The organism is Nostoc linckia z4 (assembly GCF_002608075.1).
Taxonomy (GTDB): Bacteria; Cyanobacteriota; Cyanobacteriia; order Cyanobacteriales; family Nostocaceae; genus Nostoc; species Nostoc linckia.
In genome coordinates this window covers 1-22,278 of record NZ_LAHA01000087.1, presented here as the reverse complement: position 1 = coordinate 22,278, position 22,278 = coordinate 1, and the positions used below count along the sequence as shown (strand labels likewise).

Annotated in this window: 15 protein-coding genes; 5 read left to right on the top strand and 10 right to left on the bottom strand. The window is 41.2% G+C overall.

Annotated features, from left to right (window positions below; all coding sequences use genetic code 11):
* Positions 1-64: 64 nt before the first annotated feature.
* Positions 65-1,915, bottom strand: a complete 1,851-nt coding sequence (locus VF06_RS36065; protein WP_180267599.1) for a ShlB/FhaC/HecB family hemolysin secretion/activation protein — start codon at positions 1,913-1,915, stop codon at positions 65-67.
* Positions 1,916-2,072: 157 nt separating this feature from the next.
* On the opposite strand from VF06_RS36065, the gene VF06_RS36060 reads away from it, so the two are divergent.
* Positions 2,073-7,112 carry a CHAT domain-containing protein gene (locus VF06_RS36060; protein WP_099072545.1) on the top strand — a complete coding sequence of 1,680 codons (5,040 nt, stop codon included), beginning with the start codon at positions 2,073-2,075 and terminating at the stop codon, positions 7,110-7,112.
* A gap of 432 nt (positions 7,113-7,544) precedes the next feature.
* Here the strand turns inward: VF06_RS36060 and VF06_RS43445 are convergent, their stop codons facing one another.
* The 3 genes from VF06_RS43445 to VF06_RS36045 form a co-directional block, all read right to left on the bottom strand.
* Positions 7,545-8,885 (bottom strand): glycoside hydrolase family protein, encoded by a 1,341-nt coding sequence (locus VF06_RS43445; protein ID WP_099072546.1) that lies wholly within the window; start codon positions 8,883-8,885, stop codon positions 7,545-7,547.
* 155 nt (positions 8,886-9,040) lie between these two features.
* Positions 9,041-10,753, bottom strand: coding sequence for a putative bifunctional diguanylate cyclase/phosphodiesterase (locus VF06_RS36050; protein ID WP_099072547.1), 1,713 nt, complete (start codon positions 10,751-10,753; stop codon positions 9,041-9,043).
* Positions 10,754-11,471: 718 nt separating this feature from the next.
* Entirely contained in the window at positions 11,472-12,059 is a 588-nt protein-coding gene (locus VF06_RS36045; RefSeq protein WP_099073147.1) for a DUF2459 domain-containing protein, read from the bottom strand.
* A gap of 41 nt (positions 12,060-12,100) precedes the next feature.
* On the opposite strand from VF06_RS36045, the gene VF06_RS36040 reads away from it, so the two are divergent.
* Both VF06_RS36040 and VF06_RS36035 read left to right on the top strand, forming a co-directional pair.
* Positions 12,101-12,328 (top strand): hypothetical protein, encoded by a 228-nt coding sequence (locus tag VF06_RS36040; RefSeq protein WP_099072609.1) that lies wholly within the window; start codon positions 12,101-12,103, stop codon positions 12,326-12,328.
* Positions 12,329-12,437: 109 nt separating this feature from the next.
* Positions 12,438-13,430 carry a zinc-dependent alcohol dehydrogenase family protein gene (locus VF06_RS36035; RefSeq protein ID WP_099072608.1) on the top strand — a complete coding sequence of 331 codons (993 nt, stop codon included), beginning with the start codon at positions 12,438-12,440 and terminating at the stop codon, positions 13,428-13,430.
* 111 nt (positions 13,431-13,541) lie between these two features.
* On the opposite strand, the gene VF06_RS36030 is transcribed toward VF06_RS36035, so the two are convergent.
* Together VF06_RS36030 and VF06_RS36025 are read right to left on the bottom strand one after the other, a co-directional pair.
* Positions 13,542-13,865, bottom strand: a complete 324-nt coding sequence (locus tag VF06_RS36030; protein WP_099072607.1) for an acylphosphatase — start codon at positions 13,863-13,865, stop codon at positions 13,542-13,544.
* Between the two features lie 213 nt (positions 13,866-14,078).
* Positions 14,079-14,297, bottom strand: coding sequence for a polyribonucleotide nucleotidyltransferase (locus VF06_RS36025; protein WP_099072606.1), 219 nt, complete (start codon positions 14,295-14,297; stop codon positions 14,079-14,081).
* Positions 14,298-14,499: 202 nt separating this feature from the next.
* On the opposite strand from VF06_RS36025, the gene VF06_RS36020 reads away from it, so the two are divergent.
* Positions 14,500-14,877 carry a DUF1823 family protein gene (locus VF06_RS36020; protein WP_099072605.1) on the top strand — a complete coding sequence of 126 codons (378 nt, stop codon included), beginning with the start codon at positions 14,500-14,502 and terminating at the stop codon, positions 14,875-14,877.
* A gap of 652 nt (positions 14,878-15,529) precedes the next feature.
* On the top strand, positions 15,530-17,188 hold the full coding sequence (locus VF06_RS36015) for an alpha-amylase family glycosyl hydrolase (RefSeq protein WP_099072604.1): 1,659 nt from the start codon (positions 15,530-15,532) through the stop codon (positions 17,186-17,188).
* A gap of 172 nt (positions 17,189-17,360) precedes the next feature.
* Here VF06_RS36015 and VF06_RS36010 read toward each other — a convergent pair whose 3' ends face one another.
* The 4 genes from VF06_RS36010 to VF06_RS35995 form a co-directional block, all read right to left on the bottom strand.
* The gene (locus VF06_RS36010; protein ID WP_244918235.1) at positions 17,361-19,322 is read right to left on the bottom strand and encodes a tetratricopeptide repeat protein; all 1,962 of its coding nucleotides are present in this window, start codon (positions 19,320-19,322) and stop codon (positions 17,361-17,363) included.
* Between the two features lie 450 nt (positions 19,323-19,772).
* Complete coding sequence (gene efeB, locus VF06_RS36005; RefSeq protein WP_099072603.1) at positions 19,773-21,044, bottom strand: iron uptake transporter deferrochelatase/peroxidase subunit; 1,272 nt, start codon at positions 21,042-21,044, stop codon at positions 19,773-19,775.
* Positions 21,045-21,144: 100 nt separating this feature from the next.
* A complete protein-coding gene (efeO, locus tag VF06_RS36000; RefSeq protein WP_278047046.1) occupies positions 21,145-22,035 on the bottom strand; it encodes an iron uptake system protein EfeO in 891 nt (296 codons plus the stop codon).
* Between the two features lie 91 nt (positions 22,036-22,126).
* Positions 22,127-22,278, bottom strand: a 152-nt coding sequence (locus tag VF06_RS35995) for an HNH endonuclease (RefSeq protein ID WP_143863144.1), incomplete at its 5' end; no start/stop codon positions are given.

Sequence of the window (22,278 nt, the reverse complement as noted above, 5' to 3'; positions counted from 1 at the left end):
CCCCTTTCCCCTTTAACCTTTCCCCTTTCCCCTTTCCCCTTTCCCCTTGCTTCCTCATCCTCGATCACGGCTGATATCGCAGGCTAAAATAAAAGCCATCATCTTGAATGTTATTACCGCGATCGCTCAAATTGATAAATGGAAATCCATAATCGAGTCGTAAACTTAAATTATTGATGCCAAAGGCTTCATTCCACAATAATCCTAAACCTGCGCCAATGAGAAAAGTTTGATTCGGTAACTGATTGGGATTATTAGATTTATTCCAAACTGCTCCCATGTCAATAAATGGTGCTACTTGAATGGTGGATAATCCTGATTCGTTGCGCTGCACTGTGATTCTATCTTCAATGGCTACCCGAAATCCATTATCCCCTGAGCGCACATTTTGACGATATCCTCTGACTGATTGTCCGCCGCCAATGACGAATTGTTCAGAAGGTAAGAGACTGTCTGGTGTTAACTGTAAGTCTGCTTGGATGAGCAATAATTGGTCGTTGGTGAGTCGCTGGACGCGCTGTACTTGAAATAGCCAACTGAAAAAGCGACCATCTGGGATGGGGTCATTGTTGATTGTGGCATCTAAGATATCAATGCCAAAATTAAATTGCGATCGCAAGAACCAAGCACCTTGGGGTTCGCGTTTGATATATTCTTGACCAAATTTAATAACGCTGGTGCGGCTGACTCCATTGACATCGGGGCCGATACCAAAGGGGGTTGCAAGGTTATCTAAGAGAAAAGTTTGACCATTTTGATAGCTAAATCCTAAAGACAGGGCAAATTCTTGTCTTGGCGATCGCATCAATGGTTGGCGATAATTAATTTCATAAATATCCTGGTTTGCCCGAATACCCAACAGATCGAATGGCGCTTGAGTAATTTCGTTACGACTAAATGCAGCTCTAATTCGTACCTTCCCATCCATTGCATTCACGGGAAGTTGATACCTCAAATCATAAATATCCGAACCACCAGTGAAGGAGTGAAAATAATACCCGGCTAACTCATCTCCCATTCCAGTTAAATTACGATGGCGCAGTTCAACACCCAATCTTTCTGCACCAATACTAGGAGGCGAATAGTTATCTACACCCAAACTACCACCCAAAGGATTTGCCTCTTCAACTCTCACCAGTAGAACACTTTGACCCACTTTACCCGTAGGACGCAGACGTGCTTCCACATTTGATAATAAAGGATCGAGTCGCAATAGCTTTAGTTGGTCTTCCAGTTTATTAATACTCAAAGGAATACCAGCACCTAATTCGATGCGACTACGAATATAAGACTTGTTTAATCGCCGCGTTCCTTGGATGTCAATTTCTGCCAAACGTCCTTCAATGACGCGAATAACCACAACTCCATCGGCGGTACTAGGTTGCTGAGTCTCTGGAATTGCTCTGGAATTGAGATAGCCTTTATTTAGATAAAGCTGGGTAACCGCGTCTGCTGCTTGTCGAATTTCTTCTAAAGTCAAGTCTCGTTCTTCAAAGGGCTTAACAGCTGCATTCAAGTCATTTTCACTAAAAACAGTGCTATCGATAACTTGAATTTTGCGGACTCGAATGCGTTGTGGTGCTGACGATGGTTCAGTTATAGGAGATGGTGCTGTTTCCTGGACAATTTCTAATTCTGGGTAAGAGTCTCCCACAGACCCCGCGCCACCCGCTATGGATGGAACAAACAAGTCAAATCCTCTTTCCTCCTGGCTTTTGGCTTCTACCTCCTGCTTTATTTGTTCAGAGTTTGGTGTCAAGTTATTAGCCGTAGCTCTGAGTTCATTGGTAGTTAAAATCCACACCACAGGCAGAATTAACAAGCCACACTTGAAACTGAAACTGTAGATTGCTACTTTGTCTACCTTGTCCCCCTTGTCCCCCATCTCCCCATCTCCAGATGCCCAATGCCCCATGCCCCATGCCCCATGCCCACATAATTTGAATATCATATTTTTGATATGAGAATTTAAGAAAATTTGTAACTAAAAAATAATAAACAGTAATGATTACCTAAGTGAAAGTCCTGAGCATTATATTCTGGTAATTAGGTAGAAAATTTAGATTAGTGCCATGTCACCACTGATTTCCGTTGTCATCGTTAATTACAATCGGGAAGCTTACCTTCAAGAAGCGATCGCCAGCGTCTTGGCTCAGACATGGCAAGACTTTGAGCTAATCATTTGGGATGATGGTTCTAGTGATGGATCGATGGCGATCGCTAAAAAATACGCTCAAGAAGATGGGCGAGTGCGGGTAATCGCCGCACACCACCAAGGTGTTGCCGCAGCTTGTAAGACCGCAATTCACCAAAGTACTGGGAGTTACATCGGTATACTTGATAGTGACGATCTCCTCGCCCCTACCGCCCTGGCTGAAACCGCCGCAGTCCTCAATGACCACCCAAAAACAGGATTTGTTTATACTGATTACTTAAATATTAATGCGGAGGGTAAAGTTCTCGGTTACGGTCATCGCTGTCATATCCCCTACTCCAAAGAAAATCTGTTGGTAAACTTCATGACTTTCCACTTCCGCTTGATGCGGCGTTGTGTTTACGAAGAAGTGGGAGGTATCAATGCATCCTTTAGTATTAGTGCTTATGATTACGATTTGTGTTTAAGGCTTGCGGAAGTTGCCCAGGTGCGGCGAGTTCAACAGCCTTTATACTTCTACCGAATTCATTCTCAAAGCATCTCTGTGATGAGAAGAACAGAACAAATGTTCTGGTCAAAACAAGCGATCGCTCAAGCACTTTGGCGACGGGGATTGGCAAATAAGTTACAAATCGATGTGGAATTTTCCACAGGTAGGTTTATTCTGCGGCGCAAAAAATCTTTACTATCTACTATCGCCGCTTCAGTACTGGTTTTTGCTCCACTTTTAAGCCTCATCAATCCCAAATTAGCCCAAGCACAGCAAATTGTTCCTGCTGCGGATGGTACGAACACAATTGTCACTCCCAACGGCAACCAACTTAATATCACCGGGGGTACAACTTCTGCTGATGGCGCTAACCTCTTCCACAGCTTTCAACAATTTGGAATTTCACCAGAACAAATCGCCAACTTTCAAGCCAGTCCAGCCCTACAAAATATCCTTGGGCGAATCACAGGCGGTAATCCTTCCATCATCAATGGCTTAATTCAAGTAACTGGTGGTAGCCCGAATCTGTTCTTGATGAATCCAGCCGGATTTATTTTTGGAGCCAACGCCAGCTTAAATGTACCTGGTGCGTTCACGGTGACAACAGCCAATGGCATTGGTTTTGGCAGCAGTTGGTTTAATGCCAGTGGTGTTAATGATTACAATACTTTAGTGGGAAACCCCAATGGATTTGCTTTTAGTACTAGCCAACCAGGGGCCATTATCAATGCCGGGAATTTGGCAGTGGGTACGGGGCAAAATTTGAATTTATTAGGTGGTACAGTAGTCAACACCGGGCAAATTTCAGCACCAGGAGGACAAATTACCGTTACATCCGTACCTGGTCAAAATTGGGTGCGCCTCAGTCAGCCAGGAAATATACTGAGTCTGGAAATTCAACCCCTCACTAGTAGTAACCAGCCCAATAGCTGGACAATTCCCATTGCATCTTTACCAGAATTACTGACCATTGGTAATACCAACACTGGGTTAACTGCTAATCCTGATGGCACGGTGCAACTAACAAACTCTAACATCAAAATTCCTGCAACTCCAGGAACAACCATTGTTTCTGGCACAGTGGATGTATCCAGTCAAACAGGCGGTACAGTAACCGCTTTGGGTACAAAAGTGGGGGTAATTGATGCCAATATCAACGCCTCTGGAAGCAATGGTGGCGGTACTGTGTTAATTGGTGGAGATTACCAAGGTAAAGGAAGTTTACCCAATGCACAGCAGACTTATGTTAACTCCAACTCCATAATTAATGCCGATGGTAAAGTCAATGGCAATGGTGGACAGGTGATTGTTTGGGGTGACAATACAACCCAATATTTTGGTAACATTTCGGCACGTGGGGGAGCAAATTCTGGTAATGGTGGTTTTGTCGAGGTATCGGGGAAAAATTTCTTGACCTTCAACGGTGTGGTAGATACTTCAGCCGCCAATGGTAGCTTTGGGACATTATTACTAGACCCCAGCACACTGACTATTATCGATGGCGGAGCAGGTAGTTTTGATGGCACAGCGGGGAATATTGCCTTTGGCGATCCAGATATTGGGGCTAATACAATTTCATGGGGTGCGATCGCAGCTTCAGGTGCAAACATCAACCTCGAAGCCACAGGCAATATTACCATTAATGACATCACCGGAGAGACGCTTGGAGTCACAGCCGATGGTGTCGCTACATTAAACTTGGGTACTGGCGGTAGCTTCACACTCTCCTCACAAACTGGTTCTGTAAACTTCGTGGATCCAACTAACACAATTGAAACCACCGGAGGAGCAATAAATATATCTGGTGCTAGTTTGTCACTAGGAAATTTAGATACCAGTAATGGTGGTGGAACTGCTGGCAACGTGAATTTGTCTGCCATTAATGGCATCACAGTAGGTAACATTATTAGCACTGGTGAAGGCTACTCTGGGGGTAATGTCAACTTGTCTGCGGGTGGTGACATTATCGCCAACACCATTAATTCTAGTTCCACTGGTGCAGGTGGAGCGGGTACGGCTGGCAATGTAGTAGCAACAACCACAAATGGCAGTATTACTACAGGCGCAATTAATTCCTCTATAACCAAAACAGGGGGCGGTAATTTTGTGGGCACAGCTGGTGCGGTTACCTTGACTGCCACAGATGATATTACCGTTAATGGGGGTATTAATGCCTCTGCAAATGCCTCCGGAGTAGATGGTGAAGTAAGTACTACAGGTGGTGCAGTCAGCTTAAGCGCCACAAATAATATTACGGTGAATGACGCTATTAATGCTTCAGCGATCGCTGGCGGATTTGATACAGAAATTGCTACAGGTGGCAACGTTACCCTACAAACTAACAGTACTGCTGGCAGCACAATTCGTTTTACTAGCATCAACACACAGACTGTATCGTCACCTGAAAGTACTCTCACTAGTGGCAATGTGCAAGTGTTGAGCAACGGACTAGTTCAAGGCACAGACGCAGGTACTACCATCGCCACAGCTCGACTTTTCTTAGATCCTTTCAGTGAAGCAGGAAGTGTTAGCGTTGCCGGAGGTACTGTCAGAATTCAGCATGATGGAGGCCCCGATAATGTGCCATTTATCGTCAATGATGCCACAAGTACCAATGGCACAGCCGGAATAATTGATACTGGAGGGGGTTTAACCATCAATGCAGGAAACTTTCCCGTCTTACCAACTGGTGGAGATGCTGCCGGCACGCCAGCTAGTATTACCATTACATCGGTGAATACCCCGCCGACCCTGACAACAAACACACTTCTATCATCTAATGCCCAAGTCAATGAAAGCCTAAGCTTCACATTCACAGCCAGCCCTGGCGATGTCAATTTAGATAACACCACTGTTTTTATTGATGCCATCCAAGCAGGAACCTTGAGACGAGGCGAAACAATTTTAGCTGCGGGAGACACATTAACTATAGGTGAAACATTAAATTACACGCCACCGACCGATAGCACAGGGCTAATCAATGCATTCACTCTCAGAGCCAGCGATGTTGTTTCATCCTCAGAACCCGTACAGGTAGCAATCAACGTCAATACACCCGAAATTCCTCCCGAAATTCCCCCCGAAATTCCTCCAGAAATTCCTCCTGAGAATCCTAATATTCCCCCTTGCTCATTCCAGTGCAATCCACCAAACCCAGATAATCCAAATCCAGGCAATCCTCAGATTGGTGACCCTGTGATTAATACCGATCCTACTCCCGAAGATAACTTCACAGATGATTTTGGCAGTTATTTAGGCATACCCAATCCCAAAATTAAAACATTGGATGATGCCAAAGAAATTGCTCGCAAAATAGAAGAAGCCACTGGTGTAAAACCTGCATTTATTTATATCAGTTTTGTGCCTGTGGAAATTATTCCAGAGAGAACCAAACAGCTAAATAATCTACTAGAACAGGATAGCGATGAATTAGAAATAGTGGTAGTTACTGGAAAAGGTGACCCCATTCGCAAACGTATTCCAGAAACCACCAGAGCCAAAGTTTTACAAGTAGCTCAAGAATTTCGCGACCAAATTGTTAGTCCCCAAAATCGTCGCCGCACTGCTTATTTGCGTTCGGCTCAACAACTTTATCGTTGGATAATTGCACCACTAGAAGCAGATTTACAAGCTAGAGAAATTAACAATTTAGTCTTTTTACCAGACATTGGTTTGCGTTCAACACCAATGGCAGCACTCAACGATGGTAAACAATTCCTGGTAGAAAAATACAGTATTGGTTTGATGCCGAGTCTCAGCTTAACCAACACACTATATACAGATATTAGAAAATCTCAAATTTTAGCCTTGGGTGTTTCCGAAAGTACTCAAGGGCAAAATCCTTTACCAGCTGTTCCCGTGGAAATTTCAACATTGGTATCCAAACTCTGGCAAGGTAAATTGTTGTTGGACAAACAAGCTACTTTAGAAAATCTCAAAAGTGTCCGGCGTCAGCAACCTTTTGGGATTATTCACATGGCTACCCATGCCGATTTTGTGGCTGGCGGCTTAAGCAAGTCCTACATTCAACTATGGGACGACAAGTTACGCTTGAATCAATTACGCCAGCTGCGGTTAAACGAACCTCAAGTAGAAATGATGGTGTTGAGTGCTTGTAGGACAGCTTTGGGCGATAAAGAATCAGAACTTGGGTTTGCGGGTTTAGCAGTATTAGCAGGTGTGAAAACCAGCGTTGCGAGTCTTTGGTCAGTTAACGATTCCGCTACAGCAGGAATGATGACCAAATTTTATGAGAACTTAAAGACTTCTCCAATCAAAGCAGAAGCTTTAAGACAAGCTCAAATAGCTATGGCCAAAGGGCAGATTTACTTAAAGGATGGTGAAATTCAAGGTTTGGGAGTGGTGGGAAATTTGCCTTTGCCGGCTGCAAGTGTTGATGAAGTTGATGAATCATTTATGCATCCTTATTACTGGGCTGGATTCACAATGGTGGGTAATCCTTGGTAAAAAGAATTCAGAATTCAGAAGTCAGAATTCAGGGTTAAGTAGAACGACTTGAAAAAACCAAACTATGTTAAGTAATGTAAAAGAATAAAATTCAGTTCGTAGTGAGGACTTTAGTCCTTTTTTGAAAACTAAAGTTCTCACTATAAACCTTTAATTATTTATCCTGTTCTACTTATCTTTGTAATTTATAAACTTGTTTCGAGCGCAATGCCAATCTTCATACAGAATTGGTATTACTACAAACCTATCAGAACTAATGGGACACACCAGTAGTGGTGCGGCAAGGCTAAAATGTTGTATCAGATTTTTGTGAAAAGTCACATAAATCAATGTTTTTTGCTTTATTCTCAATGTACTATTTTAGGCTTGTCATACCACTACTTTTACTCTTAACTGAACCGTATTGCCTTATGGGATAGGTGCAATCTTACCTCACAGCCCCCAATCGACTACTAATAAACGTGGATCAAACTCCCGCAATAAACGCACAAGTTCTTTTAAGTCTTCAAGAGAAGTTGGACAAACACAACCTGCACTACCAGGATTTTTTCCCTCCTGAATCCAATTCCAATCAACATGAAATCCAAAGTCGCCACGGTCATCTGATTGCTTCCCAACGAAAGGAACCCATACAGGGCCTATTCCGTTGTTTGGGTGTGGGTGAGATGCATTGTAGTTATTTTTCCCTCCTGCCCAAGAAATATCGCCAATAGTATAGCGACCTTGAGGGATTGGCTGTAGACTACGTGGCAAACTGTCAGGATCGCTAAATAGTAAGAAACGCTGCGCTTCTGGTGCGCCAGATACGACTTTTAGAGATTCGACCACACCCCCTGTGGGATCGACAAACTCCAATTTGCACCATTCCAATCCTTGATATGCGTCCTTACGGGTACGTGTGAGGCGGCAGTAAACACCCCGTTCTGGTGTAACAGAAGGCACAAGTCCCCTTGCTCGTCTTAGAGCATTTTCCATCGCCCTTTTGGTTTCTGGCCCGACTTTACCATCAATTTTGCTCAAAGCCTCACGTCTTTGCAGAAGTTCAACAGCACTTTTTGTAATATCACTAAACTCGTTCGGCTGCGGAGCCATCCGAAGAAATCCTAATCCTGCAAGAGCGCAATTGAGGATGTAGGAATCATCTCCCACATCACCTTTTACAAGTAATGCACGGGTAAATGGTAGAGGTATGGGAGCAGGTTTATAAGGATATTCTTCTACTGATGAAGTAGTAGGGGTTGTGATAGAACCTGAAGTAGAACTTCCAGAACCTCCCACAGAAGGATTCAACCCATCTCTTCGGAACAGAGCTTCTTCGTCATTGCGACGATTGACTAGTCCTGGCAAAATTCTTCTAGTACCGTTGTCTGTGCCATTTACCCAACGATCGAATTCACCAGCTGCGCCTTCATAATCTACGTCATTATTCAGTTTTCGCAATAGTGTTGACTCACTAAATGCTCCAATACCAATGTTATAAACGAACGAAACCAAGGCATCAAACATACTTTGGGTTAAAGCACTCTGACAAAGCCTATCTACATCTTCTGCTGCTTCTTCAACCTCAAGCTTCAGCCAGCGTTCTGCTGTTGTTTGACTAATCACATCACCTTGCTGAATGGGTCTGTCTAAATCAAGGTGTTCTATAGAGCCGTACCCAATCGTCCATATTCCAACTGGATCTTTGTACGCTTCAATCAAACCATCAGGGCGCTTCCGGTGCAGTCCCTCCCATTTTTTAATTAAGCTCAAGCAGTCGTTACTTGGTTTCACACTTTTACCTCTACTCTAAAGTTCTTCTTAGACAGGACTTACGCAAACAATAGCCAAAAAGATTTATGTAGACGCAAAGCGGCCCCAGGGTATTGCCCCACAGCGTATGTAGTTTTACGTAAGTCCTATTAGAGTATCTTCAAATTTTTCGATTATTATGCAGCTATCTGGTGTATTTGCAGAGAATTCTGCTTGAGTATTTCGGTGATTCTGTCGGGAGGAGCAGGAATACCAAAGTAAAATCCTTGGCCTTCTTGACACCCACGTTTTTTTAAATATTCAAGCTGTTCTTGAGTTTCTACGCCTTCTGCGGTAATTTTCAATTGCAGACTTTTAGCTAATGCAATGATGGCATCGGTAACTGCGGCGCTATCAGCATTTGATGTTACGTCATGCACAAACGAGCGGTCAATTTTGAGCATGTTCACAGGAAAGCGTTTCAAATAATTGAGAGAAGAATAACCAGTGCCGAAGTCATCCAAAGCCAGCCATACTCCTACTTCTCGTAATTGTTTGAGGGTTTTCACTGAGTGCTGGATATCGGCTATTAAGGAGCTTTCAGTAACTTCCAATTCTAAATAAGATGGTTGCAGTTTCGTCTCCTCTAGTGTTTGTTTGACAACCTCGACTAAATTGGCTTGTTCAAATTGTCTAGCCGAAAGGTTAACTGACATGCGAATTGGGGGTAGTCCTGCAAGTTGCCAGTTTCGATTTTGGGCGCAGGCAGTTCGCAACACCCATTCACCAATAGGTACAATTAAACCGTTATGTTCGGCAATGGGAATAAACTTTCCTGGAGAAACTAAACCTCTTGTGGGATGTTGCCAGCGTATGAGTGCTTCTACTGCTGTGACTTGTTTGGCCTGCAAATCAATGAGGGGTTGATAATAAATTACAATTTCGCCGCGTTCCAGCGCTCCATATAATTCGTTTTCTAATGCTAGTCGTTCTTGCAACTGAGCGTTAATTTCTGGTGAATAGAATTGGTGTTGACTAGAGCCTTGTTGTTTTGCTTGGTACAGGGCGATGTGAGCTTGTTGCAATAGTCGATCTACACTATGACGATCGCCTAAGTTACTAATGGTAATACCTACACTCACTGTAATGTGAATTTGCTGGTTATCGATCGAGAAGGGTTTAGACAGTATACTCTGTAAGGTTTTCGTAAAACTAATCACTTTCTCAAAGGATAAAATATCCATCTGAGCAATAGCAAATTCATCTTGAGTTAAACGCGCCAAGATATCTGTTTTACCCATACAGTTTGTCAAACGTTGGGCAACTGCTCTTAATAGATGATTAGATGTTTCATGCTCCAAGCCATGACTGATACCAGTGAAATCATCAATGGCTAGGGAAAGAACAGCAATCAATTGCTGCTGATTTTGAGATTGTGACACATTTTGGTAAAGGCGATCGCTAAATAAATCTCGATTCGGTAACCCAGTCAAATTGTCATAGTTAGTAATCTGGTGGATTAATTCATCTAATTTGTAGAGAGTTTGTGAAGTATCTGCCATCAGTGTACCTGCTTCATCAGCAAATTTTGTCGGCAGTTGTGGTAATTTTTTGGTTTGCAAATAGTCTTGCAATGCCGCAGATGTCAAAATTACAGGAGCGAGTAGATAGTGTAATGCCAAAAGAGTAGCTGCTGTTCCTGCTAATGTCGCCAAAAGAGCATTCAGCAATACCCTGATTGCTATTTCCCAAGAATAGGAATTAGAAGTTACAAAATTGAAGATTAAAGCCAAAAGTGGTACGTGAGTTCCCAAAAACGCCACTACCATAATTTTGGCAGTATATCTTTTTTGCAGTAATGGGAAATAAGCCAGAGAAGAGTATAGAAAAAGTTTTTGATTGAGCTGCATAAATGTACCTTGAATTTGAAAACTAGAAAATTGTTTACTACTAAGTCTTTGGTAATTTAACGATTACCCAGGGATTGCTGTATGGTCGTTGCCAAGTTATTCACAGTTAGAATTGCCATCCGAAGTCGGTACTTATACCTTGTTGAGAATTCATTGATAATGTGCAATTTATGTGAGATTACTTTGTTTTACGTCTTTATGTCATATATTGACACTAGTTTTCAGCTAATTAAAATAATTTGTTTCCATCTTCATAAAAAAAATAATTAGATATGAAAATAGTTATAAGTACTTGTTTGGTGAATTTTTACTATAGGACTGATATTTGATTTCAAGAAATACACGTAGGGCGGATTAGCCTTTGTGTAACCCACTATTTAAAAGTTTTGATGTGTTAGGCTATCCCATAAAACAATGAGATTTTTTCATAAATTAAATAGGATTTTGATAATAATAAATTTTCACTTATACCGTTTTTTTATGAGGCTGCGCTAAATATTAGATTTTTTAACGCAAAGGTACGCTGAGGTTAGCGCAAAGGGGCGCTGAGGTTAATTGACTAGATTCCAAAATAATTAGGCACATCTTCATAGAGAATTGGTATTAATGAAGATTTGAAAAAATTTAACACTCGAAAAAGTAGAGACGATAATAATTGGTTGACAGTCAACCGTCAACACCTTACATAAAAACACGTGCAAATTAAATCTCTGATAAATTATTTATTTTGGACTCTAAAATTAGCCCATAAAACCAAACCGTTGACTTGACATTCTAAATCTTTCAACCAAGCAACTAATTCGTGGTTACTATTGTGTAGTATGTGATAATTTTCTTCATCTTGGACAAAATTTAGTCCTAGTTGATGATTGTCAATGAGTGTGTCGATATTTTTCATGAAGCGTTTATCTAACGTTTGAGTTAATTGTATTGCTTTGCTTTGTGCTACTTTAAAACTCAATAAATTAATATTTTTCCTGGCTACCATTTGTTGCAAATCATCAATACGAGAAAATTTACGTCGTCCCAGAGTGCCTTTAGTTGGTATAAAAAGTGCAGCTAGTCCATTCTTCAAGTCGTGCTGATTGAGTGCAAAGTAATTCCAATCACCATAGGCGTATACAACTAATCCGCCGTTGCTATTAGGTAAAACTAGTTCCGAATGCCAGAAAAAATCAAGAACGTAGACAGCGATCGCCTGTTGGGGAACGGTGGGAGGTATAATAACTTTAGGAGTAAATATCCAAACCAGCACAATAGAAGTAACAAATGCCAAAATAAATATTACAATCCGGCGTAAACGCATACTTACAGATAAGATTTAGCTTCTAAGTGAGAAATATCCTAATGATTAGTTTAGTATTGTTATTAATTGGTTTAGGAGTTTTATTTTTAGGTTGGAAAACTAGAGACGAAATTCACCGTATAGCGAGTCTGGTAACTGGAACCATTGCTTTGATTTGGGGATTTTCTCTAGCTCCCTTATCATTTCAATTAATATTTGAGATTATTTCCGTTCTTGCAGCTTTTTCTCTTTGTATGCGTTGTTTGGGTTGTGGTTTTAACCGAAATTAATCAAGACTTAGGGAACTCCAAAAAATCAATTATTCCGGTTAAAGCGTTGAGTGTTGACTGTTAACTGTTAACTCTGAACGATTCCTATAGAAAAAACTTGGAATTGCTTATGCGTGCAATGATTTTAGATGCACCGCATCAACCTTTAAGGCTAGGAGAGTTACCAATACCAAAACCAAACTCTCAGCAAATATTGATTCGGGTTCGTGCTTGCGGTGTTTGTCGCACAGATTTACATATAGTTGATGGAGAATTGACGCACCCCAAACTACCTTTAGTACTGGGACATCAAATCGTAGGTATTGTAGAAGCGATGGGTGATGGCGTTGATAAATTTAGTATTGGTCAACGAATTGGCGTTCCTTGGCTGGGTTATACTTGTGGCGATCGCTGCCCTTACTGTCTTTCCAGTCGTGAAAATCTGTGCGATTATGCAGAGTTCACTGGTTACAATCTTGACGGCGGCTATGCAGAATACACTGTTGCCGATTACCGCTTTTGCTTTCCCCTAGACCCTAGCTTTCCTGATTTGCAAGCTGCGCCCCTATTATGTGCTGGCTTAATTGGCTATCGTGCTTACAAAATGACAGGTGATGCACAAAAATTAGGTTTTTATGGCTTTGGTTCCGCTGCTCACATTTTGATACAACTAGCTCGCCATCAACAACGTCAAGTGTTTGCTTTTACTCGTCCCGGTGACGTTCCAGGACAAGAATTTGCCCGTCAATTGGGTGCATATTGGGTGGATGGCTCAGATGTATTACCCCCAGAACCATTGGATGCAGCGATTATTTTTGCTTCCGTAGGTCAACTCGTACCAGCCGCTTTGCGTGCAGTTACCAAAGGCGGCGTCGTAGTTTGTGCTGGAATTCACATGAGCGATATACCCTCTTTTCCTTATGAAATTCTTTGGCAAGAAAGAGTATTGCGTTCTGTAGCTAATTTAACTCGCCAAGATGGAGAAGAATTTCTCACCTTAGCACCCAAAGTTCCTATCCGCACCCAAGTAAATACTTTTCCCTTAGCTCAAGCAAATCAAGCTTTAGATGCCCTTCGTAGTCGCAAAATTTCTGGAGGTTCGGCTGTTTTAGTAATTGATTGATACTTTAGTCATTAGTCATTAGAGTGTTGACTGTTGACTGTTGACTGGTGACTGGTGACCGGGAAGTTATTATTCTTTTCTACCCCATCTCCCTTGTCTCCCTTGTCTCCCTCATCTCCCCATCTCCCCATTCCCAACTCCCCGCTTAACTTCAAATCCCCGCAGACCTTCCGGTTCTTCGTACTCAACTATCACCTCTTTGACCATAGCAGCCGGTGGCCCGGAGTGACACCAACGAACCATCTCATCTACAATTTCTCGCGCCCCTTCAAAAACTGCTTCTACTCGACTATCCGGGAGATTCCGCACCCAACCAGTTAATCCTAACTGGCTAGCTGTATCCACGGTGGCGTAGCGATATCCCACTCCTTGGACTCGGCCGGAAATGAATACATGGGCGCGGATAATCTTTGGTAGTGCTGTGGAATTGTGCATAGACTGGTCTATTCTTTACGATTCCAGTCTACCTAGTTTTGTATACACTACTAATACGCCAAGGCAACTTGGTGGAGGAAGGGGACTCATGTTTTTTATCCCTTCCCCTTTTCCCGGTTGGTGAGCCTGTCGAACCATTAACCTTTACCCAACCTCCACCTAAGATTTTTGGGTTGGCAGACTACTACCTGTTTTTAACTCGAATTTGGGAAATTAATCGCGGTCTTCGTCTTCCTCTTCGTCATTACGGCGATATCTGTACCCATAATCTTCGTCCTCTTCATCTTCGTCGCGATATCTGTACTCGCGATCTTCGTCCTCTTCGTCTTCGTTGCGATAACTGTATAGGGTGCGATCGCGATTATCCCATTCTTCATCGCCTCGTTTTTGTCTGCCACCGACTATATTCCTCAACAAATCGCCTATTCCCATAATTCTTGTCCTCCTGAGTTGGCGAATTCCCTAATCTAGGGTCACGTTAGTAGTAGTTTGTCTAATGCTTGTATTAGATAAATCTTCCAACAGGCGGAGATAAAAATAAAATTGCCCCCATCTTTAGAAGTGTTGTAAATTTTAATAGGCTAATCATCAAGGTTTGCTTAAATTCTGATTTTTGGATTTTGAATTTTGAGTTATGTCTAATCTGCCACCACTCAATACAGACACAATTTGGGCAATTCTCAACGAGCAACTAGATGATGTTACAGTTAATCAGTTGCTATGGCATTATCTAGGCTATCGTTATGATTCATCAACTGAAAAATGGGATAATAGCCAAGTTGCACCGCAATGGCAGGATGAGTACCCACAACCACCAGATTTTATTGACTCTCGCCCTGCAACAGTCAAGTTAACTCGTTCCATTCCCACTGAAAATAAACAATTACTCAAAGAAAAACTCGGCTTTAAAGGTTACAAAATTGGTGAATTTGGCCCCAGGCAAACTCGCAGGGCTACAGCAGCGAATTGGTTGTTAAGTTATCTGCAACAAAATAGTACCAAAGCTGATTAAAATAAAATTCAGAATTCACGTCTGATGTGAATTATTCAAATCAAGAAAATATCAAGGATTTTGCCCCCTGTAGAGATGTGGCAATTGCTAGTCTCTACTAATCCACATAATGCGTAATTCAGTAATATTTAAAATCAACCTTGTCTAACTTGACAACCGTAGTTTACTTACCCAAGTTTTGGGATTGCTTCCTTCATCGCCATGACAAAACAGAATAATTCCAAAATCAAGCTTTCAACATAGACAAGGTTTAGATGATTTATCAAGTATTTTCATTGATTATGATTAATTATGGTTGATTTTTTGTCTTTTGGAAATTAATTTAATTTTGATTTTTCCATCATCTTGCAGTTACTTCTTACTATAAAAAAGCGAAAATTTCCAAAAAATATCTAAATTTTTCAAAAAATATTTATCAAATATTCCTGAAGATAGAAGCACTAAATATTCAATTCACTCTCTAGAGCGATTTGCAAATCTAATTAATCATCAGAGAATGCATCTATAGCAATCACAAATAATTTGTGGAATCTTGACATGTTAGGATTTTTGATTGTCAACAGTTAACACTCAGCAGTCAACAATCAACACCAATATCTTTCACAAATCAAATAGGATTGCCATATCAATTATTGATGTTACAAACACTTCTATGACAAAGCCAATTGAATTTAATTTATTTGCACCATATAACAAAGGAGCCGCATTAGTTGGTTCTTTTTCTGATTGGCAAGAAATTCCAATGGAAAAAGGCGAGGATGGCTATTTCCGCACAACTGTTGAATTAGAAGATGGTGAATATCAATATAAATTTCGAGTTCAAACAAATTCATGGTTTTTTGAACCAGAACAATGGGTTGAAGTCACAGATCCTTATGCCACTGACATAGATGAAGTAGGTGGAAACGATAACGGTATTGTCCGTATCAAAGATGGGGAAAGAATTATTGATACTTATGTTTGGCAAAATGATGATAAACCTTTACCTGCTGACCACGAACTAGTAATTTATGAACTGCATGTTGGTGATTTTTCTGGTGGTGAAGATGACCCTTATGCACGAGGCAAATATAAACATGTTGTTGAAAAATTAGATTATTTGTCTGAATTAGGAATCAACGCTATTGAGTTGATGCCAATAAAAGAATATCCTGGCGATCATAGTTGGGGTTATAATCCTCGCTATTTCTTTGCCACAGAATCTAGTTATGGTTCTACTGCGGGATTGAAAAATTTGATTGATGAATGTCACGCTAGAGGCATTCGTGTAATTATTGATGGTATTTATAACCACTCAGAAGCATCTAGTCCGTTAACACAAATTGACCACGATTATTGGTATCATCATTCTCCCCGCGACCCTGATAACAACTGGGGGCCAGAATTTAATTACGAACATTACGACGAAAATTTAGATGTTTATCCAGCGCGGAAATTTATTGGCGATACAATCCGCTATTGGATTCAAGAATATCATCTTGATGGTATTCGGTATGATGCAGCGCGGCAAATTGCCAACTATGATTTTATGCATTGGATTGTGCAAGAAGCCAAAAACACTGCTGGGCCAAAGCCTTTTTATAATGTTGCCGAACACATTCCTGAAACCACCAGCATTACTAATGTAGATGGGCCGATGGATGGTTGCTGGCATGACAGTTTTTATCACTGCATTTTAGAACATATCTGTGGGGATACTTTTGATTTAGAACGCCTAAAAGATGTTATTGACTGCAAACGTCAAGGCTTTATGGGTGCTACCAATGTGGTAAATTACCTCACCAACCACGACCATCATCATCTCATGGTAGAAATGGGTAACCGCGAGATTTTTGATGAAGAAGCCTTTAGACGGATTAAATTAGGAGTAGCTATCCTAATGACTGCTATTGGCGTACCTTTAGTGTGGATGGGTGAGGAATTTGGGGAGTATAAACCCAAACAAATTGAATCAGCTAAAATCGATTGGACGCTGTTGGGTAATGATTTAAATCGTGGTTTGTTTGAATATTACAAAGGCTTAATCAATCTGCGTAAAAGTAATCATGCTCTTTACACAGAAAACATCGATTTCATCCACGAAAATGCAGAGGCAAAAGTATTAGCTTATAGCCGTTGGAATGATCAAGGTTCTCGTGTAGTTGTGGTGGCGAATTTCTCAGAAAATTTCCTAGCTGGCTATCATATTCCTAACTTTCCTAACGGTGGTACATGGCACGAATGGACGGCAAATTATGATATCGAAGCCGGCGACGATGGCATCATTACTGATTTGGGCCCATACGAAGCTAAAGTGTTTGTGTGGCAGTAATCAAAGATATTAGCTTGTAGACAACATCCCAATAACAGAAAACAGGGGCGAAATATCGCCCCCTTTATTGTTTACTTTTGCAAAAAGTCTATTCATCAAGTTTGTTGACTTTTCACGGTCAACCGTCAACAGTCAACAGTCAACAATCAACATAGTTCAGATACACCACACCTCAGTGATATGTTTCTTTTAAAAAGCTCGCATAATTCGCTCGCACTGTCATAGTAGTGGGATGACTTACCCCTAAAGTTTGTTCGCAAATTTTCAAAGCTTGCTCAAACAATGGTTTAGCTTTTCTGTAGCGTCTGGTATGACGATAGAGTGCTGCTAAATTATTCAGGCTAATGGCGACATCGGGATGGTTGTCTCCCAACAGACGTTTAGTCAGTTCCAAAGCTTGCTTATAGAAGGGTTCCGCTTCCCTGTAACGTCCTGTAGATTCGTAGAGTTGTCCTAAATTGTTTAAGCTGGTAGCAACATCGGGATGTTCTTCTCCCAACAGCCGTTTTCTCAGTTTTAAAGCTTGCTTTAGCAATGGTTCGGCTTCGCTGTAGCGTCCTGTAAAACAGTACAATGCCCCTAAATTGTTCAGGCTAGTAGCCACATGGGAATGTTCTTCTCCCACTAAGCGTTTCCAAAGTTCTAAAGCTTGCTGATACAAAGATTCTGCTTTTTTATAGCGTCCTATAGATTCGTAGACTACTGCTAAATAGCTCAAATTAGTGGCGACATCGGGATGTTCTTCTCCCAGCAAGCGTTTTCTTACTTTTAAAGCTTGCTCAAACAAAGGTCTGGCTTCGTTATAGCGTCCTGTAGATTCGTAGAGTAATGCTAAATTGTTGAGGCTAGTGGCGACATCTAGATGATTATCTCCCAACAGACGTTTTCTCAGTTCTAAAGCTTGGCGATACAATGGCTCGGCTTGATTGTAGCATCCTGTGGATTCATAAAGTGCTGCTAAATTGTTGAGACTAGCAGCGACATAGGAATGTTCTAAATCAAGATGATTTTCAGTCAGTTCTACACACCGTTGCAACCAATATTCTGCTTGTTGATAAAGTTTTTGACCTTGATAAAACCAAGCTAATTTTGTAAACAGCGTGATGAGATTTTCCGTGCTGAGATATTGGGATAGGTTGCTTGCAACTTCTTTGATGTGCGGGATATGTGGGGTGAAATTAACAATATCTTCAGGGTTAGGCTGTTGCGGAATTAGCTTTGCTAACTCTAACATCATGACTGCAAATTTAGTTTTTGCTTCATCCGCTTCAGTGAAATTTTCCAATTTGATTCTGAGAAATTGCCGAATTAAGGGATTTAAAAGATAAATTCCTGGAGTTTTTTGTTGTAGCAAATGCAATTCCAGTAAATCGGCTATAGCTTGCTGATTTTCTTGTTGTTTTTGCTTATGTTCTATTGTCTCCACAGATAAGGGAATATCAGTTAAAGCACACAAACTCAGCAAACAAGCAAAGCTTTGTGCATTTTTATCCAATTTTTCCCAACTCAATTCAAAAGCTTCAGTTACACCGTATTCATAAGGCATCAGCGAGTTAGTATTGGCGATTGGTTGATATTCTTCTCGCTTTTTCTCTAGTCGCTGGAGCAGGATTTCTAAAGACAAATCTGGTATGTTATTGAGATATCGCCCTACTAACTCTATGGCCAAAGATGAGTATCCCAAAAATTGACAAATTCTTCTGGTAACCCAAGGTTCTTGTTGCAGCCTTTCCCGAACCACCAGCGATTTGAATAATTTCATTGCCGCCAATGGTTTGAGGACATCCAATTCGCTATTATATTTTTCCCTCAGATAAGCTTGTAACTTTTCTAGTTTGTTTTGAGTGTTGCAAATAACTAATTCAGGATAGTTCTGAGCAAATTTTTCATATAGTTCACCCATCCATTTTCTGAAAGCAGGGATATCAACGTTGAATTCGCTGACAAGTTGAGCTTCAGTTTTACTTAAGTTTTGAGTCTGAAAATAGTTTACAAAAGCTGCTGTCTGTTCAAGAGATAAGCCAGTAGTAGCAGCTTCTTTGGCTAGAAAATTAGCCCATTGCATAAATAGTTTATTAACATTATAAAATGTGTCGGGAAAACCTATTCCTTCTAAAGATGGGATGAAAGACACCCCGACACCGTTGACGGTTGACCGTTGACAGTTGACGGTTAACAGTCATCAGTCAACAGTATCTCGTATTATCCCATCCCCTTTTAGAGATGGCATGAGCTTAATTTTGATTTTAGTTTGTATTTATTTGCAAACTTCCTCTTCTTGAGAGAAATATACGTTTGCATACAAAGGTTTAAAAGCAGTGGCCACCTTTAGACACTGACAGTTGAGCTTTGGAAAATGAAAGTCAGTACACCGAAAACTTTTGCAATTCGGCGAAATCATCAGGATTTTAAGGGATGGTATTAGATTTGGCCATCCCCACCTGAAGCGATCGCCAAAAAGTCCTCTCCACTTTTATATCGCTTTCTTAGGTTGAAACCCCGCATTGAAAGTGGGCAGCGAAGGTTCTCCCACTCCCTACTCCCGATTCCCTACTCCCGCCCCAACGGGGTTGGTCATCAAATCTTAATATTTACCTGCTTCTAATAAAGATTGACTTAGATAACCACCCTTTGCCACAACTCCTGGTAAGGCAAAGAAATATCCGCCGCCAATCGGTTTAATATACTCTTCTAAAGGCTCTCCATTTAACCGTGACTGGACTGTAATAAAACCCTTTTCTAAATTGGACTGGAAACAAACAAATAGCAGGCCCATATCTAGCTGTCCAGATTTGTCATAACCACGGGAGTAATTGAAGCCACGACGCAGTATTAAACTCGATTCTGAATTGCGGGGATTGGCGAGGCGAATATGAGCGTCTAAAGGAATTTGTTTACCTTTGGGGTCTTGTTCATAGTTAGGAATGTCATGCTCATTTTTCATTCCCAGAGGTGCGCCAATATCCTTATCACGCCCGATAATTGTCTGTTGTTCTTGTAATGGTGTTCTATCCCAACGTTCGACAAAGTTACGAATCACTCGTACTACTTGATATGTACCCCCAACAGTCCAAGCAGGTTCATCTGTGTTTGCTTTTACCCACACAACTCGATTCATTAAGCCACTGTCGTTAACATCTAGATTTGCTGTACCATCTTTGAAACCTAATAAATTACGTACTGTATCTTTACCCAATTTCTTGATAGTATGGGGTGGAAGAAAGCCTTCCATTTTCCAACGCAGACTCAATAAATCTGGAAAATTTTTGATAATATCGCGTAGTGCATGAATATTAGTTTCGGCTGTATTTGCACAAAATTGAAGTAACAAATCTCCATGACACAAATTGGCATCTAAAGCATCATTAGGAAAGTCAGTCATAGTTGTTAAATGCTTTGGTTTTAGATGGCTTAAACCATAGCGGTTATCAAATAATGATGCTCCTACTGCAACTGTTACTGTGAGGTTATCAGGAAAGACTTTCGTACCCAAAACACCAGAGTCGGTAGGTGGAAGTTTCGGGTCTACAATTTTGGGGGTTCCTCCAACCATTAAAAATTCAATTCGTTCGGTCAGAGTTTTAAATAGTCTGACTAAATCCTCTTTAGTTTTGGCGACAACATCAAAGCTAACAATTAATGCTGAAGCAGGTGCAGGTGTTAAAATACCCGCTTGATGAACGCCAAAAAAAGCTTGTCTTTCTTGGGTGGTGTCTTCGCTATTGGCAAAAAATTGCCGAAAACTCAGTGTTGTTAAAGCTGCAACTCCGCTGGCAGCTACCATACCAATTAAGAGGTCACGACGGCTAATGCGAGGGGTGATGTGTAAATCTAGTTTTTTTGCAGTAGAAGACATTATCTGTATTTATTATGGGCATTGAGCATTGGGTATTGAAAAGGGTGCAGTGAGGAAAAACATTTCTCCCCTGCTCCTCACTCGCTATTTGTGCTAAGTTTCAATCAACGCCAAGGGTTCCCCGGAGTTGCGAGAGGTCTTCGGCTAAGACGGTAATTGCTGCTTTTAAGTCTTTTTTGTCGCTTTCAGTCAGTTTTTCATAGGTGACAAAGCCACCTCTGGAAGCTTTGTATTTTGTCAATCCTTGATTTACTTTGGTAAAATTATTATCTACGCGCTTCAGTAGTTCTGGATTGTTTTTTTGAATTTGCGATCGCAACAATTCAACTATCTTTTGAGAACCTTCAACGTTAGAATTAAAATCCCACAAATCAGTACGGCTATAGCGGTCTTCTTCTCCAGAAATCTTGGTTTTAGCAACTTCTTCAATTAAAGCCGCAGCACCACCAACCATATTTTTTGGCTCAATAGTCAGTGTGGCTATGCGCTTTTGCAACTCTAGAACATCTTTGTTCAACTTTTCGGCAATGGGTTTCATGCCTTTGGTAGTGTTGTCTTGAAAAAGTGCTTTCTCTATGCGATGAAAGCCTGTAAATTTAGGGTCTGCTTCTTTCTTTTCAAAGTCATCGGCGCGAGCATCCATACTACCATCAAGGTCGGAAAAGAGTTCAGCAATTGGTTCTATCCGTTCCCAATGAACGCGGGTAGGTGCGTATAATTGCTTCGCTTTTTTCAGGTCGCCTGCGATGACTGCATCGGTGAGGGTTTTGGTTTGATCTACCAATTGGTCAGTTTCTTTGGTGACGTAGACTTTGTATTCTGCGATCGCACCGATTAATTTATTCTGGTCAACAGTGGTACTTGCTTGGGTGGCGTTATCTCCAGCCTTGACTATTAATTTACCTTTGGCGTTGCTGCGTAAACCGCAAGCCATGTCATATTCCCCTGGTTCTAACTGTTCTTTGAGCTTTTGTACAAACCCAGGTGCAATATTTTGGTTGAGTCGATGGGGGATATTATTCCCCGCACCTCTCAGTTAGATCCGTGCGTACCCGTTTCCGTGTACACGGCTCCCGATGTTCTTAGCTTGCGCTTTTGCTCATGTGCTTATAATCGTGGCAACTCTCGTGAATTGCTTCCAGATTATTTTTCTTCCAGTTGGCGTGATTTCCATCGATGTGATGCAGGTGAACCCGTTCCTCATCGATGAACTTTAAGCCGCAAGAGGCACATC

Bases quoted from the DNA above. Each gene is read 5' to 3' on its own strand.
- VF06_RS36065 (WP_180267599.1), bottom strand. From the start codon at position 1,915: ATGGGGCATTGGGCATCTGGAGATGGGGAGATGGGGGACAAGGGGGAC.
- VF06_RS36060 (WP_099072545.1), top strand. From the start codon at position 2,073: ATGTCACCACTGATTTCCGTTGTCATCGTTAATTACAATCGGGAAGCT.
- VF06_RS36050 (WP_099072547.1), bottom strand. From the start codon at position 10,753: ATGCAGCTCAATCAAAAACTTTTTCTATACTCTTCTCTGGCTTATTTC.
- VF06_RS36045 (WP_099073147.1), bottom strand. From the start codon at position 12,059: ATGCGTTTACGCCGGATTGTAATATTTATTTTGGCATTTGTTACTTCT.
- VF06_RS36040 (WP_099072609.1), top strand. From the start codon at position 12,101: ATGATTAGTTTAGTATTGTTATTAATTGGTTTAGGAGTTTTATTTTTA.
- VF06_RS36035 (WP_099072608.1), top strand. From the start codon at position 12,438: ATGCGTGCAATGATTTTAGATGCACCGCATCAACCTTTAAGGCTAGGA.
- VF06_RS36030 (WP_099072607.1), bottom strand. From the start codon at position 13,865: ATGCACAATTCCACAGCACTACCAAAGATTATCCGCGCCCATGTATTC.
- VF06_RS36025 (WP_099072606.1), bottom strand. From the start codon at position 14,297: ATGGGAATAGGCGATTTGTTGAGGAATATAGTCGGTGGCAGACAAAAA.
- VF06_RS36020 (WP_099072605.1), top strand. From the start codon at position 14,500: ATGTCTAATCTGCCACCACTCAATACAGACACAATTTGGGCAATTCTC.
- VF06_RS36015 (WP_099072604.1), top strand. From the start codon at position 15,530: ATGACAAAGCCAATTGAATTTAATTTATTTGCACCATATAACAAAGGA.
- efeB (WP_099072603.1), bottom strand. From the start codon at position 21,044: ATGTCTTCTACTGCAAAAAAACTAGATTTACACATCACCCCTCGCATT.